This is a genomic window from Vibrio sp. Vb1018 (assembly GCF_033338775.1).
GTDB classification, from domain to species: Bacteria; Pseudomonadota; Gammaproteobacteria; order Enterobacterales; family Vibrionaceae; genus Vibrio; species Vibrio alginolyticus.
Window position 1 is genome coordinate 1 of sequence record NZ_JAWOTI010000016.1, and the last position, 17,005, is coordinate 17,005.

General features: G+C 45.1%; 11 protein-coding genes and 5 tRNA genes. 9 read left to right on the forward strand and 7 right to left on the reverse strand.

What is annotated here, in order from left to right; genetic code table 11:
- Positions 1-162: 162 nt before the first annotated feature.
- Positions 163-1,053, reverse strand: a complete 891-nt coding sequence (ilvY, locus tag R7Z10_RS16300) for an HTH-type transcriptional activator IlvY (RefSeq protein ID WP_005379097.1) — start codon at positions 1,051-1,053, stop codon at positions 163-165.
- A 143-nt stretch (positions 1,054-1,196) separates the two neighbouring features.
- Here ilvY and ilvC point away from each other — a divergent pair, with 143 nt between their 5' ends.
- Complete coding sequence (gene ilvC / locus R7Z10_RS16305; protein ID WP_005379098.1) at positions 1,197-2,681, forward strand: ketol-acid reductoisomerase; 1,485 nt, start codon at positions 1,197-1,199, stop codon at positions 2,679-2,681.
- Positions 2,682-2,959: 278 nt separating this feature from the next.
- Here ilvC and R7Z10_RS16310 read toward each other — a convergent pair whose 3' ends face one another.
- From R7Z10_RS16310 to R7Z10_RS16325, 4 genes are all read right to left on the reverse strand, one after another.
- Complete coding sequence (locus R7Z10_RS16310; RefSeq protein ID WP_005379099.1) at positions 2,960-3,211, reverse strand: accessory factor UbiK family protein; 252 nt, start codon at positions 3,209-3,211, stop codon at positions 2,960-2,962.
- Between the two features lie 131 nt (positions 3,212-3,342).
- Complete coding sequence (gene vmeD / locus R7Z10_RS16315) at positions 3,343-6,465, reverse strand: multidrug efflux RND transporter permease subunit VmeD (RefSeq protein WP_005379100.1); 3,123 nt, start codon at positions 6,463-6,465, stop codon at positions 3,343-3,345.
- A gap of 12 nt (positions 6,466-6,477) precedes the next feature.
- Positions 6,478-7,584, reverse strand: coding sequence for a multidrug efflux RND transporter periplasmic adaptor subunit VmeC (vmeC, locus tag R7Z10_RS16320; protein WP_005379101.1), 1,107 nt, complete (start codon positions 7,582-7,584; stop codon positions 6,478-6,480).
- Positions 7,585-7,602: 18 nt separating this feature from the next.
- Positions 7,603-8,184, reverse strand: a complete 582-nt coding sequence (locus R7Z10_RS16325) for a TetR/AcrR family transcriptional regulator (RefSeq protein WP_005384254.1) — start codon at positions 8,182-8,184, stop codon at positions 7,603-7,605.
- 170 nt (positions 8,185-8,354) lie between these two features.
- Between R7Z10_RS16325 and rep the strand changes: the two genes are divergently transcribed.
- On the forward strand, positions 8,355-10,370 hold the full coding sequence (gene rep, locus R7Z10_RS16330) for a DNA helicase Rep (RefSeq protein ID WP_005379104.1): 2,016 nt from the start codon (positions 8,355-8,357) through the stop codon (positions 10,368-10,370).
- A gap of 74 nt (positions 10,371-10,444) precedes the next feature.
- On the opposite strand, the gene R7Z10_RS16335 is transcribed toward rep, so the two are convergent.
- Positions 10,445-10,858, reverse strand: a complete 414-nt coding sequence (locus R7Z10_RS16335; RefSeq protein ID WP_005384252.1) for a cytochrome c5 family protein — start codon at positions 10,856-10,858, stop codon at positions 10,445-10,447.
- A 335-nt stretch (positions 10,859-11,193) separates the two neighbouring features.
- Between R7Z10_RS16335 and R7Z10_RS16340 the strand changes: the two genes are divergently transcribed.
- The 5 genes from R7Z10_RS16340 to R7Z10_RS16360 all read left to right on the forward strand — a co-directional run bounded on the left by R7Z10_RS16340 (position 11,194) and on the right by R7Z10_RS16360 (position 11,790).
- Positions 11,194-11,270 (forward strand) — tRNA-Arg (locus R7Z10_RS16340).
- Between the two features lie 34 nt (positions 11,271-11,304).
- Positions 11,305-11,380 (forward strand) — tRNA-His (locus R7Z10_RS16345).
- A 69-nt stretch (positions 11,381-11,449) separates the two neighbouring features.
- Positions 11,450-11,526 (forward strand) — tRNA-Pro (locus R7Z10_RS16350).
- Between the two features lie 47 nt (positions 11,527-11,573).
- Positions 11,574-11,649: transfer RNA gene (locus tag R7Z10_RS16355), tRNA-His, on the forward strand.
- Between the two features lie 64 nt (positions 11,650-11,713).
- A tRNA-Pro gene (locus R7Z10_RS16360) sits at positions 11,714-11,790 on the forward strand.
- A gap of 338 nt (positions 11,791-12,128) precedes the next feature.
- Here R7Z10_RS16360 and R7Z10_RS16365 read toward each other — a convergent pair.
- On the reverse strand, positions 12,129-12,854 hold the full coding sequence (locus R7Z10_RS16365) for an HAD family hydrolase (RefSeq protein ID WP_033907401.1): 726 nt from the start codon (positions 12,852-12,854) through the stop codon (positions 12,129-12,131).
- A gap of 661 nt (positions 12,855-13,515) precedes the next feature.
- On the opposite strand from R7Z10_RS16365, the gene R7Z10_RS16370 reads away from it, so the two are divergent.
- Together R7Z10_RS16370 and R7Z10_RS16375 are read left to right on the forward strand one after the other, a co-directional pair.
- Positions 13,516-15,231 carry an ABC transporter ATP-binding protein gene (locus R7Z10_RS16370; protein ID WP_005379108.1) on the forward strand — a complete coding sequence of 572 codons (1,716 nt, stop codon included), beginning with the start codon at positions 13,516-13,518 and terminating at the stop codon, positions 15,229-15,231.
- 92 nt (positions 15,232-15,323) lie between these two features.
- Positions 15,324-16,877, forward strand: coding sequence for an ABC transporter substrate-binding protein (locus tag R7Z10_RS16375; RefSeq protein WP_005379109.1), 1,554 nt, complete (start codon positions 15,324-15,326; stop codon positions 16,875-16,877).
- Positions 16,878-17,005: the final 128 nt, after the last annotated feature.

The following is a 17,005-nucleotide window of genomic DNA, read 5'->3' on the forward strand; positions in this document are numbered from 1 at the left end:
TCAGAAGTGAAACGAAATAGCGCCGATGGTAGTGTGGGGCTTCCCCATGTGAGAGTAGGACATCGCCAGGCTTTAAATTTAAGAAGCCCGCTCGAAAGAGCGGGCTTTTTTGCATCTATAGAGTTTTAAAATTAGCTCACTTTATACCTAAAAAGTGTTCATCTAAGGTGCGATATACTTGCTCTCTGCAACCTTCCAAAAGGCTTTAACAAGCGGATTCTCCAGCTGAGTTTTGTTGCAGCAAACACCAAGTTTAAAAGGTTTAATTGGTAAGACTTTTAAACGATTTATCTTTTCTCTTACCGGACTGTTGTTGATTACAACATCAGGTGCGATACCTACTCCACACCCCAATGCAACCATACTTACGATGGCTTCATGTCCGGAGGTTTGTGCGTAGATCTTTGGCTTTATTTTCATTTGTTTGAGCCAAGTATTGGCCCTGTCCCTTGCCGTTCCTGCTTCTGGGAGTATGAATGGAATGACCGACCAGTCTGGTTTTTCTTTTTGTAGCTCTTCAGCAAACGCACTAACCCCAACAGGTACGATGACAGAAAGTGGGATTTCACTGATCGTTTCAAATGCGATTTTATTTGGCATCTGTTCTGACTTGGCTGATATGGCAATATCGGCTTCATCTGCTAGTATTTTGTCGATCGCTTGAGCTGGATCGCCGGTTGATAGTTTGAATTCAATGAAAGGGTTCTGAATACGAAAGTCAGATATTAGCTCCGGCAGATGGCTGTAGCTTGCAGTAACAGAACAAAAGAGACGGATTTCTCCTTTCAATTCATCCTCGGTTCCCTTCAGGTGACTCTGATACTGCTGCCATTCGCCAAGAATCTTTAAGGCGACTGGGACTAGCTTTTTACCTTGGATAGTTAAATCAACGCTACGGTTGTCGCGTAAAAACAATTGTTGGCTGGTTTCCTCCTCTAATTTTTGTATCTGTCGGCTTAAGGCTGAAGGGCTAATATGCATTGCCGCTGCGGTCTTGGCGAAACTTTTACTCTCACAGAGATGAATGAAAAGTTGCAGGCTTTTGATATTCATTAAATTTTCATTTCCATGTTGCATAAATTGCAATAACTAATTGTGAATATATCACTTTAAGCAATCTCATGTCTGTTTTAGTATGAAGTTATTCGGTAAGGCAATTACTGACCTCAATGGAAGAATCTCAAAGGAGCACCCAGATGGCTAATTATTTCAATACCCTAAACTTGCGCGAGCAGTTGGACCAATTAGGTCGTTGTCGTTTTATGGACCGCAGTGAGTTCGCTTCAGAAGCGGATTATCTGAAAGGTAAGAAAGTAGTCATTGTAGGTTGTGGTGCTCAAGGTCTTAACCAAGGTCTGAACATGCGCGACTCTGGTCTAGACGTTGCTTATGCGCTTCGCCAAGCCGCGATTGATGAGCAACGCCAGTCATTCAAAAACGCAAAAGACAACGGTTTTGAGGTAGGTAGCTACGAAACGCTAATTCCACAAGCTGATCTAGTAGTAAACCTTACTCCAGATAAGCAGCACACAAACGTTGTTGAGACGGTAATGCCGTTAATGAAAGAAGGCGCAGCACTAGGTTACTCTCACGGTTTCAACGTTGTTGAAGAAGGCATGCAAATCCGTAAAGACCTAACGGTAGTAATGGTTGCACCTAAATGTCCAGGTACGGAAGTTCGTGAAGAATACAAGCGCGGTTTCGGTGTACCGACTCTTATCGCTGTTCACCCAGAGAACGACCCAAAAGGTGAAGGTTGGGATATCGCGAAAGCTTGGGCTGCTGCAACCGGTGGTCACCGTGCTGGCTGTCTAGAGTCTTCTTTTGTTGCTGAGGTGAAATCTGACCTAATGGGTGAGCAAACTATCCTTTGTGGCATGCTACAGGCTGGCTCTATCGTGTGTTACGAGAAGATGATTGCTGATGGTATCGATCCTGGCTACGCTGGTAAGCTTCTTCAATACGGTTGGGAAACCATCACTGAAGCACTGAAGTTTGGTGGTATCACTCACATGATGGATCGCCTAACTAACCCTGCAAAAGTGAAAGCATTTGAGCTTTCTGAAGAGCTAAAAGAACTTATGCGTCCGCTATACAACAAGCACATGGATGACATCATCACCGGTCACTTCTCTAGCACTATGATGGCTGACTGGGCAAACGACGATGCAAATCTACTAGGCTGGCGTGCAGAAACAGGTGAAACTGCTTTCGAAAACTACCCAGAAACTGACGTAGAAATCTCTGAGCAAGAGTACTTCGATAACGGTATCTTGATGGTTGCTATGGTTCGTGCGGGTGTTGAGCTAGCATTCGAAGCGATGACGGCATCTGGCATCATCGATGAGTCTGCTTACTACGAGTCTCTACACGAGCTGCCACTTATCGCAAACACTATCGCACGTAAGCGTTTATACGAGATGAACGTGGTTATCTCAGACACTGCGGAATACGGTAACTACCTGTTCGCTAACGTAGCAACGCCGCTTCTACGTGAGAAGTTTATGCCAGCCGTAAATACTGACGTAATTGGTAAAGGTTTAGGTGAAACGTCTAACCAAGTGGATAACGCGACTCTTATCGCTGTGAATGAAACAATCCGTAACCACCCTGTAGAGTACATCGGTGAAGAGCTACGTGGTTACATGACTGATATGAAGCGTATCGCGGTGGGCGGCTAAATGACTGGCCTTAAGGCTCCATTTCGGTGTCGAAGGTGCTCGTTTACTATCGTAAAGTCCGCGCCTTCTCCTAGAAATGAAACCTTAATACAGCGTAATTTACTTAGTCTCAAGTAACGCAGTAGATAAACTCCAGGCAGACTGGAGTGATAAATACAAAATAAAACACAACATCTAATCAAAAGGCTTGGTCGCCGTTGACCAAGCCTTTTTGTTTTTAGCCGATTTATCTGCGCGCCGATAAGAAAAACGCTCCTTTGTGAGGAGCGCTTTGATACTTATTTTTCAGCAAGCTTTTCTTCAAGTTGTGCCAACTTCTGTTCCATTTCTGTTAGCTTTTGACGTGTACGTAGTAAAACTTGAGTTTGAACATCAAACTCTTCGCGACTTACAACATCTAGCTTGTTTAGCTGGCCTTGGATTACTTGACGAACTTTCTGATCGACATCAGAGCCCAACTCTTTTACAGGTTGAGGCATTGAGTCGTGAATCTGTTTAGCAATTTGCTCTAATTTCTTTGGGTCAAACATAGTGGCTAAAACTCCTTTTGATTTGTCCTCATTTTAAGTAAATGATACGTGAAAGTCGCCATTTAGATGGCAAAAAAGAGAGCGGCAATAAAAAAGGCCACCGAAGTGACCTTTTTGAATGCCTTAATAGCTTATCTGTTATCCGCTAATTCACGATGAGCTGCTTTCGCTTCGTCAACTCGCGCTAACTTCTCCAAGTCTTTGTCTTCAACAAATACTGGCAGAGGTTTGTGTTTTTCAGCTAGGTAGCTGTAAATCACAGGTAGTACGAATAGTGTGAACAGTGTACCGATTGCAAGGCCAGCAACGATGACGATACCGATACTGAAACGTTGCGCGGCACCTGCACCTGTTGCGTACATCAGTGGGATAAGACCTGCGATCATCGCTGCAGTGGTCATTAGGATAGGGCGAAGACGCACTTTCGCAGCTTCCATCACCGCATCAATACGAGACAGTTTATTATGTAACTGCTCTTCTTTGGCGACTTCACAGATCAAGATACCGTGCTTGGTTATTAGGCCGACCAGCGTTATCAAACCAACCTGCGAGTAGATGTTCATCGAGGCCGTACCCCAGGCCAATGCGATCAAGGCACCACATATTGCCAGAGGTACAGATACCATGATGACAATAGGATCGCGGAGTGATTCAAATTGAATCGCCAGAACGAGGAAGATGATCGCAAGTGCAAGACCGAAGGTTGCATACAAGGCACTACCTTCCGTTACAAACTGACGAGATTCGCCCATGTAATCGTGGTTATATCCTGCAGGCAGTTTGGTTTGTGCAATATTTTCAAACCAGTCGATTGCGTCACCCATAGCAACACTAGGTGATGGTACTGCACCCACAGTCGCTGAGTTTAGCTGGTTGAAGTGTGGCAAAGAGCGAGGCTCAGCCACCACATCGATAGTAATCAGACTGCCTAATGGAACCGCTTTACCATCCACAGAGCGTACATAGTAGTTCTTCATCGATTCTGGGTTTAGACGCCATTTACGCTCAACTTGAGGTATCACCTCATACGAGCGACCATTCAGGTCGATTCGGTTTACATAACCATCTGCCATCATGGTGCTGAGAGTGATGCCAATGTCTTGCATAGTCACACCGTAGGCACCCGCTTTGTCTTTATCGATCTTGATCTTCATCGTTGCTGAATCGTAGTTCAAATCCAGGTCGGAATAGACAAACATTGGGCTACTTGCAACATCGGTTAGAATATCGCTAGCGATAGTAAACAAGCTCTCGAAGCTATTTGGTGTTGTAATTACAAACTGAACAGGTAGACCTGAGCCTGCACCTGGAAGCTCTGGCATTTGGAATGCAGTGACAGACATACCAGGCACACTTGATACTAGGCCACCCACACGTTTCGTGATTTCAGATTGGCTTGCCTCTCGTTCACTCCAAGGCTTCAATGTTGCTAGGCCAAACGCTTGGTTTGAGTTTGGTACACCATTAAAGACCTGTGCGTATTCCACCTCCGGTTGATCTGAGAGTATTTGGTTTACGTCATCCATGGTATTTTGGATATAGTCCAAGTTCGCGTTTGATGGGGCAGTACCCATCAGCATGACCACACCTTTATCTTCAGATGGTGCTAGTTCGCTAGGAATAAACTTGAACAAGACCGGTAAGCTTGCAAATACAATGATTGCAAACGCAATAACAACCGGACGATGAGCCATTACCGCTTTCAACATGCCTTCGTAACGAGTGGTCATGCCATCAAGGATATGGTGAACTTTTTGCTCAAACTTGCTTGGCTTCTCGTTCGCCTTCAGCATCTTCGAACACATCATTGGTGATAGTGTCAAAGCGATGATGCCGGATACGAATACTGAACCTGCCAGTGTCAAAGCGAACTCTTTGAACAATGAACCGGTGATACCACCCATCAATGCGATCGGCGCGTACACTGCACCTAGCGTCAATGTCATCGCGATAACTGGAACCGCAATTTCACGCGTACCAATAATTGCAGCTCGGAATGGCGATTCCCCTTCTTTGATGTGACGGTCAACGTTTTCTAGTACAACGATCGCGTCATCCACCACCAGACCGATGGCAAGCACCATCGCCAGTAGCGTCATCAAGTTCCAAGAGAACCCCATTGCCTGCATCACCATTGCCACACCAATCAATGAAAGTGGAATGGTCACGATAGGAATGATTACCGCGCGGAATGAGCCCAGGAACAGTGTGATAACCACAAGTACGATTACTGCTGCTTCAAGAATCGTTTTCACTACTTCGTGAATCGATTCGTTGATGGCGATAGTTGAGTCGTACATTACGTTCATTTTGATGTTACTTGGTAGGTTGCGCTCAAGCTGAGGCAACAGTTCAAGTACGTCTGCTGCAATGTTGATTGGGTTAGCACTTGGCGCTGCGTTGATCGCTGCAACCACAGCTTCTTGACCGTTTGCACTTGCGCGATAAACGTCGTGACTCTTCTCTAGCGTTACTTTAGCGATATCACCTAGGCGGATGACATCCCCTTCACCAGTTTTCACGACCAATGCTTCAAGTTCAGCAACGTTTGATACCTGAGTATCTGCGCTACCGTTATAAAGCACGAACTCACCCGTCGCTTGACCGGTTGCAGATTGGTAGTTGTTGGCGTTAAGAACGCTCATCACATCGGTTGCGGTCAACTTCAAAGCGCCCATTTTGGCAGGATCTAGCCATACGCGCAGTGCGTACTTCATACCACCATACAGGTCAACTTTGGACACACCGTTTACGGTGAACAACTGCGGGTTGATTACACGCTCAAGGTAGTCAGTGATCTGGCTTGAAGATAACTCGTCACTCGTAAAGCCGATGTACAGTACCGCCGTTGTCGAACCTGTCGACATGGTTACGGTTGGGTCTTCGGCTTCTTTTGGTAGCTGTGAACGTACCGAGTTGGTTTTCGCCAGAATGTCAGACAACGCCGCATTTGGGTCAGTATTCAACTTCATGTTGACAGTAATGGTCGATTTACCCAGTACCGATTGCGAAGTCATGTAATCAATATTATCGGCTTGCGCTACCGCTTGCTCCAATGGCTGAGTAATAAAGCCTTGGATCAAGTTGGCACTTGCACCGTAGTAACTGGTGGTCACGGTGACCACCGTATTCGTCATTTCAGGGTATTCACGAACCTGCATTTTGAACACCGCTTGCAAACCAAGCAATGCAATCAAAAAGCTGATCGATACCGCTAAAACTGGACGTTTTATAAAAACATCTGTAAAGCGCATGATGCCTCCAACTTAAAGCATTGGTGTTTCAGCAGGTGGGGTAGTTGCATCGCTTTCGACAATGCTTACTTTCGCATGGTTACTCAAACGGACTTGACCCGATGTCACCACTACATCACCTGGCTTCACGCCTTCTAGAATGTGTGCGATATCTTTAGAGCGTTCGCCAACTTTTACCACATGCTGCTTAACGCGTTTTTCGCCATCTTCTTCTGTTACGATGTAAACATTGTCGCCATACAGCGTAAATGTGATCGCGGTTTGAGGTAGAGTGACCTGATTTTCTAATTTAGGCAGAATGATGTTTGCACGCGCGAACATACCACTACGCAGTTTGCCGTCACTGTTAGGGATATCCGCTTGAACTTGAATCAAACCACTTTGTACGTTTACAGCTGGTTCAATCGCAGAAATAGACCCTTTGAAAGGTTGGTCTGGATAAGCGTCAACAAAGATATCCACTTCTTGATCGATATTGATACGTGAAATATCGGTTTGTGGCACGGTGAAGCGCAAGCGCATCACGCTGGTATCTTCAAGGCGAACAATGTCGGTGCCCGCCTGTAGGTACTGACCGAGGTACACGTTACGAATACCTACCACACCATCAAATGGCGCTTTGATTTCGCGTCGGTCGATGGTCGCTTTCAGGCTTTCAATGTCTGCTTTTAAGGAGAAGTAGTTTGCTTCTGCTTCGTCATACGCTTCTTTAGAAATAGAGCCTTTTTTGAATAGGCCTTGGTAGCGTTTGTATTTCGCTTCTGCCGCTGGCAACTTAGCTTGCGAGCTCTTCAAATTTGCTTTTTCGACTTCAGAATCAAGCAGCACTAATGGCTGACCCGATTTAACTTGAGTACCGGAATCAAATGCGATTTTATCGATAACACCGCTGGTCTCATTTGCTACCGTCACGCCTTGGTTTGGCTCGATAAAACCAATTGCTTCGATGACTGGTACCCAATCCACCGCTTGCACTTCTGTCACGGTTACTGGGAACTCAGGTTCAGGACGGTTTGCCATGTATTCAGCGATCTTTTGTTGCTTAAATAAATTGAAACCTATCACGCTGCCGAACAAGAGAACGGCGATAAGTAACATAAAGAAAGTCCACTTTTTCATTCTATTAAGAACTCCAAGTTAGTGTTTAATAATTGCATCCCAACTGGCTTCAATAGCGGCCTCTAATGCCGTCTTATCCAGTTGATAAAATCCCAAAGCGTGTTTCCGAGCAAGTGCAACACTTGCCTCAAAACTTAATCCAGAAAGTACTTCGTTATCGAGAAGCTTGAATACTCCCTCGTCTTTACCCTGATTAAAAAGAAGATCTACTTGGGCAAACATTTGTCTCTCAAGTTCCCGAGCTTTGCTACTATTTGAACAGGGTAAAGATTCATATTGGACTCGGTTGCTGATCGCACTTAAGTTCGAGCTCGCTAGATTCCAAATATTGAGCCACATGGTTCGATAACGCTGTTTTAAAGGCATCTCTTCACTAACACCTAGTTGCACCGCAGTAGCAACACGCTTAGCAACGTTAAGGCGTAGTTCCTCTAAAAGATGTTCTTTATCTGAGAAATAACGGTAAATCGTCCCTGCTGCGACACCTGCCTCATTGGCGAGCTTTTGCATGGAAAGCCCTTGAAAGCCAGATTCAGCAATGAGTTGTTCAGCAGCGACTAAGATTTGTTCTCGTTTATCTACAGCAGGGTTATCCTTCATAATGTCACCCTTTAGTGAATGAACGTTCATTCATTATAGCTTAAATACCCGCCATTTATGCAACAGAATATTGCACTTAATTGGTGTGAAAATTACAAGAAATCAGCATAGCTTTCACGAGGCCACCCCTTTATCATAGGCGCCACATTCATCACCCGCAGAGAATTTCTATGAAGCTGAACCCTAGTCAAGATGAAGCCGTGAAATACGTGTCTGGTCCATGCCTAGTGCTAGCTGGTGCTGGCTCGGGCAAAACTCGTGTTATTACCAATAAAATCGCTTATCTGGTTCAGCAATGTGGTTACAAAGCGCGTAACATTGCGGCGGTGACGTTTACCAACAAAGCAGCACGTGAAATGAAGGAGCGTGTAGGTCAAACGCTAGGGAAAGGTGAGTCTAAAGGTTTGATGGTATCAACATTCCACACTTTAGGATTGAACATCATCAAGCGTGAGTACAAGCATTTAGGGTTGAAAGCGGGCTTCTCACTGTTTGATGACCAAGACCAGCTAGCTCTGCTCAAAGAGCTTACTGAAAAGCAGCTTGATGGTGATAAAGATCTGCTACGTCAGCTTCTGAGTTGTATTTCCAACTGGAAAAACGACATGTTGACGCCAGAGCAAGCCAAAGCGCGTGCGCAAGGTGAACAGCAACAATTGTTTGCGTTCTGTTTTGATATGTACCAAAAGCAAATGAAAGCCTATAACGCGCTTGATTTTGATGACCTAATTTTGATGCCCGTTTTACTCTTACGTAATCATGAAGACGTTCGTCAGCGTTGGCAGAATCGTATCCGTTACCTACTGGTTGACGAGTATCAAGATACCAACACGAGTCAGTATGAGCTGGTCAAATTAATTGTCGGAGAACGTGGACGATTGACGGTTGTAGGGGATGACGATCAGTCTATTTATTCATGGCGTGGTGCGAAACCTCAGAACCTCGTGTTGCTGGGTGAAGATTATCCGAATTTGCGTTTGATTAAGCTAGAGCAAAACTACCGTTCAACGAGTCGAATCCTGCGTGCGGCCAACATTTTGATAGCTAATAACCCTCACGTCTATGAGAAGTCCTTGTTCTCTGAAATTCCTGACGGTGAAAAACTCAAAGTGTTGTTGGCTAAAAATGAAGAGCACGAAGCAGAGCGCGTAACGGGTGAACTAATTGCGCATAAGTTCCTAAACCGTACCGAATATAAAGATTATGCGATTCTATATCGTGGTAACCACCAATCACGTTTGATTGAAAAGTCTCTGATGCAAAACCGTGTACCGTATAAAATTTCTGGCGGCACCTCGTTTTTTGCGCGCGCAGAGATTAAAGACATCATGGCGTATTTGCGCGTTTTGGTTAATCCGGATGACGACAATGCATTTTTGCGCATTGTGAATACTCCACGACGTGAAATTGGCCCAGTGACGTTAGAGAAGTTAGGCAGTTATGCCAATATGCGAGGCAAGAGCCTGTTTGAGTCGAGCTTTGAAATGGGGCTCGAACAGCACCTAACGGGACGTGGCCTAGAAAACCTGCGTCGTTTCACCCAATGGCTAGTGGCGATTGCTGATCAAGCTGAGCGTGGTGATACCGTCGAAGCGGTTCGTTCGCTAGTTCGTGATATCCATTATGAAGATTGGCTATACGAAACTTCAGCAAGTCCGAAAGCCGCTGAAATGAGAATGAAGAACGTTTCTGACCTTTATTCCTGGATAGTGGCGGACCTAGAGGGTGACAACTACGATCAAGAAGAGAAAACGTTAAAAGAAGTCGTTCAACGTTTGACCTTGCGTGACATGATGGAGCGCGGTGAAGAAGATGAAGACAGTGATGCAGTACAACTGATGACCTTGCACGCATCAAAAGGTCTTGAGTTCCCATATGTATACTTAATTGGGTCCGAAGAAGGTATTTTACCGCACCAAACCAGTATTGATGAAGATAACGTGGAAGAAGAGCGTCGCCTGATGTACGTTGGTATTACTCGAGCGCAACGTGAACTGACTTTCACTATGTGTAAAGAGCGTCGGCAGTTCGGCGAGTTGATCAAACCGACTCAAAGCCGCTTTTTGGATGAGTTGCCATTTGATGACGTTGAATGGGAAGTAAACAAAAAGCCAGTATCAGCAGAAGAGCGTATGGCGAAAGGTCAAGCACACATTGCTAATATTCGAGCAATGTTTAAGAAGTAAAGTAACCTTGTTCTCACTGACTAAAAAACAAAAAGGCTTGCCAACTGGCAAGCCTTTTTCGTTGATGCCTTTACTTATAGACCTTCAATCATGTGGTCAATTGCTGCGATGATTTCATCGTCAGAACAGTCCATACAGGTTCCTTTGGCTGGCATCGCATTGAAGCCTTCTAATGCGTGCTTCACTAACGTATCTTTGCCTTGTGCAATACGTGGTGCCCAATCATCGGCATTACCTGTTTTAGGTGCGCCGTTTACACCAGATGCGTGACAAGCAATACAAAAAGTACCATAAACTGTGGCGCCATCACGTGGACCGGTTGGTTCTTCTTTCACTGGCTCAGAACCCGCTAGATAAACATCACCGACAGGTTGGATGCGTTCTGCGATCGCATCGTATTCAGTTTGGCTGATGTCAGAAGCTAAAGCTGCCGTAGAAAACGTTAAGGCAGCGAACAAAACGCTAATCATTTGTCGAGACATATCCATTAAACCCACTTCACATTCCCGAGGTAAGTGACTTACCTATTTATATAGTTAGAGTATTAATGCCGAGCAGAGAAATCATTAAATTCCACTGAATGGCATAGAATGATTAGACAACTTGGTTGCAGCTGTTAAATCAATGTAAATAATGGGTGATTATATCCCGATAACTTGTTGCAATAAACAACAAGTTATCCATGACAGGGCGTGAATCACATCAAAAATCCACTTTAACGGAAGATAACTGTCGAAAAAGAGACCAAACGATAAAAAAAGTAAAAAAAGTACTAGACGGCATAGTGTGATATCCGTATTATTCCACTCCGCCGATAGGGCATGCGCCCGTAGCTCAGTTGGATAGAGCGTTGGCCTCCGGAGCCAAAGGTCGAAGGTTCGAATCCTTTCGGGCGTACCATTGCCTCGGAGGATAACATCGGTAAAAATCAGTGGTGGCTATAGCTCAGTTGGTAGAGCCCCGGATTGTGATTCCGGTTGTCGCGAGTTCAAGTCTCGTTAGCCACCCCATTCTTTCTTTTTTAGATTGAATGCGGTAGCATTGCTCCCAATCTTGATTCAATCAAGATAAAACATCGTCGGTGAATAGCGCAGCTTGGTAGCGCATCTGGTTTGGGACCAGAGGGTCGGGGGTTCGAATCCCTCTTCACCGACCACTATTTAGTTTATGGCTATATAGAGCGGTAAACAGCAAAAATTGATGGTGGCTATAGCTCAGTTGGTAGAGCCCTGGATTGTGATTCCGGTGGTCGCGAGTTCGAATCTCGTTAGCCACCCCATTAATTAAGGTGACTTCTTAGTTGAAGTATCCTGTCTGATTTGAGAAAATCAGTAAATACAGTTCGGTGAATAGCGCAGCTTGGTAGCGCATCTGGTTTGGGACCAGAGGGTCGGGGGTTCGAATCCCTCTTCACCGACCACTATTAGAAAGCCTGCTTTTTAGCAGGCTTTCGTCGTTTTAGAGTTTATGATCTCGCTTGGACTGTATTAGTCGGTAATGTATCAATGGATTTGAACCCAAGTGGGGTTCGCCTGAAGTTAGAATTCGGCTCTTCACCGACCGCTATTTAAAGCCTCAGTCGAAAGACTGGGGCTTTTTTGCATCTATCCTGAAAAGAATCGGCATTCCATTTCAATTTTCCCCAAAAGTGTACAGCTCTAGGGGCTTTTGACCACCTATGATCCAAATGCTTTTCGAGCTGACAAAATAAACCCCAGAGCAGTGTCTGGGGGTTTGTAGTTTTCTAATCCGCTGCTTTTATTGGGCGAGTGTTTTAAGGATTTCTTTTACTTCTACCGTTTTTTGGATTTCAAAACTTGGCGTTATATCCGTTGAGTTACTTGCGCCTGTCGCATTCACCCACACACTCAAAATGCCCATATTGTTAGCGCCAGCAATGTCAGCAGGTAAAGAGTCGCCCACGTGTAGAGCCTCTTCTGGTTTTACTTCGACCAAGTCGAGCGCTTTTTGGAAAATACTTGTAGCAGGTTTCTCTTCTGGCTCTTCTCCTCCCACAATAATATGGTCCACCCAGTTGCTCATTTGTGTCGCGTTTAATTTAGGGTGTTGAGAAAAAATCGGGCCGTTAGTGATCACGACGAGTTTGTAATGTTGACGAAGGTCGCTGAGCATTTCTTTTACACCAGGGAAGAAAGTGAACGCGCCCATACGTGCAGAGTCAAAGTAGTCTTGAGCTTGTTGAGCCTCTTTTGCAGTGATGCTGACGCCTTGCTCCGCCAAGATGTTTTGGATCAGGCCACAACGGAAGGCATTTTCATCGGGTAGCAGAGCCACAAGGTGAGGGAACTCAGCATTCAGCTTTTTGTATACACCCTGCAAGTAGCGCTGCAAAAACGCTTTTGGCTCGGTAACTTGTGGATAGGTCTTATGAATCCAAGTTGTAAACGCTTGTCCTGCAACTTTATCGGCTTGTGACGTTGCACATAAAGTCTCGTCCATATCAAAAAAAATCGCTTTAAGCACAGGGGCTCCTTTTATTTACGGCTTGGCTTTGACACTGTTCATCTATTATCCCACTCTCAATTGTGTCGTAAAGGGTTAAAACCGGCGAGTTTTCTTATGACGTACGAATGAGGATAGCGGTACTTTCCTTTGCTTAGTCAATAAACCGCTTAAGTGGCGCATATTCTGCGTTGGAGCAGGATTTGTGTGGTTTTGCTGTTTTGTTCACGTTTTGACCTATCCTTTCTCTTCCTAAGTTTGGCTTTTTGTATTTGCCGACTATTTTATTAATAGTTTTTTATGTTGAAAAAACACTTTTTGCATATGATATTGTTTGTTAAATGTTAATAAATGCACATGAATAATATGGTTAATGATCTTGTTTAGCTCATGTTTACTTTTAGAGCATTTTTCTAGTTTTATTGGTGCATGACGCACAAAAATAGTGTGATATGAAAATGGTTAAATACTTGTTAATGCATTTTTATTCGCTAATTGTGCGTTTATTTAATGTTTTTTCGGCGGAATATACTTTAATTGTTGCTTTTTTGTGTGATTTTTGCCAAATTATTTCCGCATTAAGATTTCAGAGTATTATTCTGAATTTGAACGGATTCATTCAGGTGATGAATGGTGCCTTTGGCATGATTCGATACCACAGACAAGGCAGTAGAGGTCTGAAATGTCACTATTAGAAGTGAAAAACCTTCGTATTGAATACCCATCCCGACACGGCGTTCACGCTGCCGTGAAGTCACTTTCTTTTCATATTGAACGTGGTGAAATCGTGGGTGTTGTTGGCGAATCAGGTGCGGGTAAATCCACCGTTGGTAACGCCGTTATTGATTTGCTTAGCCCTCCAGGTCGCGTTGCTAGCGGCGATGTTTTCTTAGATGGAGAAAAAATTTCTGGCCTATCACCAGAAGCGATGCGTAAGGTTCGCGGCTCGAAAATAGGTTTTATTTTCCAAGATCCGATGACCTCGCTCAATCCACTTTTTACTGTTGAGCAACAGCTGAAAGAGACGATCCACGCCAACATGAAGGTCTCTGATGAAGAGGCGTATCAGCGCGCGCTTTCTCTTATGCAGCAGGTTGGTATTCCTCAACCAGAAAACCGCTTAAAGCAGTACCCGCACCAATTCTCTGGTGGTATGCGTCAGCGTGTTGTCATTGCCATTGCTTTGGCTGGTGAGCCTGATCTCATCATTGCGGACGAACCAACTACGGCGTTAGACGTTTCTATCCAAGACCAAATCCTCAACTTGATCCGCGAGCTGTGTATCAAGAACAATGTCGGCTGTATGTTGGTTACTCACGATATGGGTGTCGTCTCCAACGTCACCGATCGCGTGGCGGTAATGTATCGTGGTGACTTGGTGGAGTTTGGACCAACAGCCAAAGTATTGGGCGATCCTGATCACTCTTATACTCGCAGTCTAATTTCAGCGGTACCACGTTCAGACAGAAAGCTAGATCGTTTCCCGTTAGTAAGCTATATCGAAGAAGCGGCGGAAATGGAGCCACTCGATATTAAGAACCACTGGTTAGGACAAAGCCAAGATGAGCGTGAGTACACTGGCCCGCTTTTGGACGTGAAGAACGTCAATCTTCGCTTTGTGACCAAAGACTCTTTGTTCGAGAGCCGCCGAGAATACGTGCAAGCATCTAATAATGTGAGCTTTGAAGTGCACGAAGGCGAAACCTTTGGTTTGGTGGGCGAGTCTGGTTCAGGTAAATCGACCATTGCACGTGTGATTGCTGGTTTATACCAACCTAACTCTGGTCAGGTGAAATTCGAGGGCATTGACCTGACCGCTTTAACCTCTGAGAAAGAGCGCCGCCCGATGCGTCGTCAAATGCAGATGGTGTTCCAAAACCCATATACTTCAATGAACCCTCGTATGAAGGTATTCGATATTATTGCTGAGCCAATCCGTTTCCATAAATTGACGAAAAACGAGTCGGAAACTCGCCAAATCGTAAATGACCTATTGGATCATGTTGGTTTGGGTCGAATGGCTGGGCTTAAGTACCCTCATGAATTCTCCGGTGGTCAGCGTCAGCGTATTTCTATTGCGCGTGCGTTGGCGACTCGTCCTCGACTTTTGATTTGTGATGAACCGACCTCAGCACTGGACGTATCGGTACAGGCACAAATTCTAAACTTGCTGAAAGATCTGCAAAGTGAGCTGAACTTGACTATGTTGTTTATCAGCCACGATTTACCTGTTATTCGTCAGATGTGTGACCGAGTAGGTGTGATGCAAATGGGTACACTTTTAGAAGTGGCACCAACAGAACAGTTATTCACGGCACCTCAACACGAATACAGCAAAAAATTGATTTCTCTGATGCCGGAGTTTACTGGCTTGCGAGAAGAGATCGAAACGGCATAAACCAAGCAATTCGCTTGGTTAACCTTTAGTCATAACAAAGACGCAAACACAACAACAAGGGATCCGTATCCCCGCATGAAGGAGTTATGCAAATGAAAACCATGAAAAGCAAATTAGCAGTGGCGCTAATGGCTGCGGGCCTAAGCTTTAACGCAATGGCAGCAGATATCAAAGTTGGCTATGCAGCTGACCCAGTATCGCTTGACCCACATGAGCAGCTATCAGGTGGCACACTGCAAATGTCACACATGGTATTTGATCCGTTGGTTCGCTTTACTCAAAAAATGGATTTCGAGCCTCGTCTAGCAGAAAGCTGGGAACGTATTAACGATACGACTGTTCGTTTCAAACTGCGTGAAGGTGTGAAATTCCATTCTGGCAATACTCTAACGGCTGACGACGTCGTGTGGACGTTCCAGCGTTTACAAAGCTCTCCTGACTTTAAAAACATCTTCGACCCGTACGAAAAAATCGTCAAAGTTGACGACAACACGTTCGATCTTGTAACTAAAGGTCCTTACCCACTAGTGTTGCAAACCGCAACGTACATTTTCCCTATGGACAGCAAGTTCTACACGGGTAAAACCGCAGACGGCAAAGACAAGTCTGAACTAGTGAAGCACGGTAACTCATTCGCATCGACTAACGTTTCTGGCACGGGTCCGTTCATCGTGACATCACGTGAGCAGGGCGTAAAAGTGGAATTTGAACGCTTTAAAGATTACTGGGACAAAGAGTCGAAAGGTAACGTTGATAAGCTAACACTTGTTCCAATCAAAGAAGACGCGACTCGTGTAGCAGCGCTGCTTTCTGGCGGTGTTGACATGATTCACCCTGTAGCGCCAAACGACCACAAACGCGTTGAAGATGCTGACGGCATCGACCTAGTTACGCTACCTGGTACTCGTATCATCACGTTCCAACTAAACCAAAACAGCAACGAAGCATTGAAAGACGTTCGCGTTCGCCAAGCGATTGTTCACGCAATCAATAACGAAGGTATCGTGAAGAAAATCATGAAAGGCTTCGCAACGGCTGCTGGTCAGCAAAGCCCGGCAGGTTACGTGGGTCACGATGACAAACTGGTTCCTCGCTACGATTTGAAGAAAGCGAAAGAACTGATGAAAGAAGCGGGTTACGAAAACGGCCTGACGCTAACGATGATCGCACCAAACAACCGTTACGTGAACGATGCAAAAGTAGCACAAGCGGCGGCGGCTATGTTGTCTAAGATCGGTATCAAGGTTGATCTGAAGACCATGCCAAAAGCGCAGTACTGGCCTGAGTTCGACAAGTGTGCGGCAGACATGCTGATGATCGGTTGGCACTCAGATACAGAAGACTCAGCGAACTTCAACGAGTTCCTAACTATGACTCGTAACGAAGAAACCGGTCGTGGTCAGTACAACTGTGGTTACTACTCAAACCCAGAAATGGACAAAGTGGTTGAAGCTGCGAACGTAGAGACGGACCCTGCGAAACGTGCAGAAATGCTGAAGGGCGTAGAAGCGACACTATACAACGACGCAGCATTCGTACCGCTACACTGGCAAAGTGAAGCATGGGGCGCGAAGTCTAACGTGAAAGCGGCAGATATCGTTAACCCAATGGTAATGCCTTACTTCGGTGACCTAGTGGTTGAATAATCACGGTTAGTCTACTTTGAGGAGGGATGGATTTCCCTCCTCAACTTAAAGCACTCGACTCAATTTTGTTTCAGTCGGATTGAGTTGGTTATTTAGACTGAATTTTCTCTCTAATTTAGAGATCTATG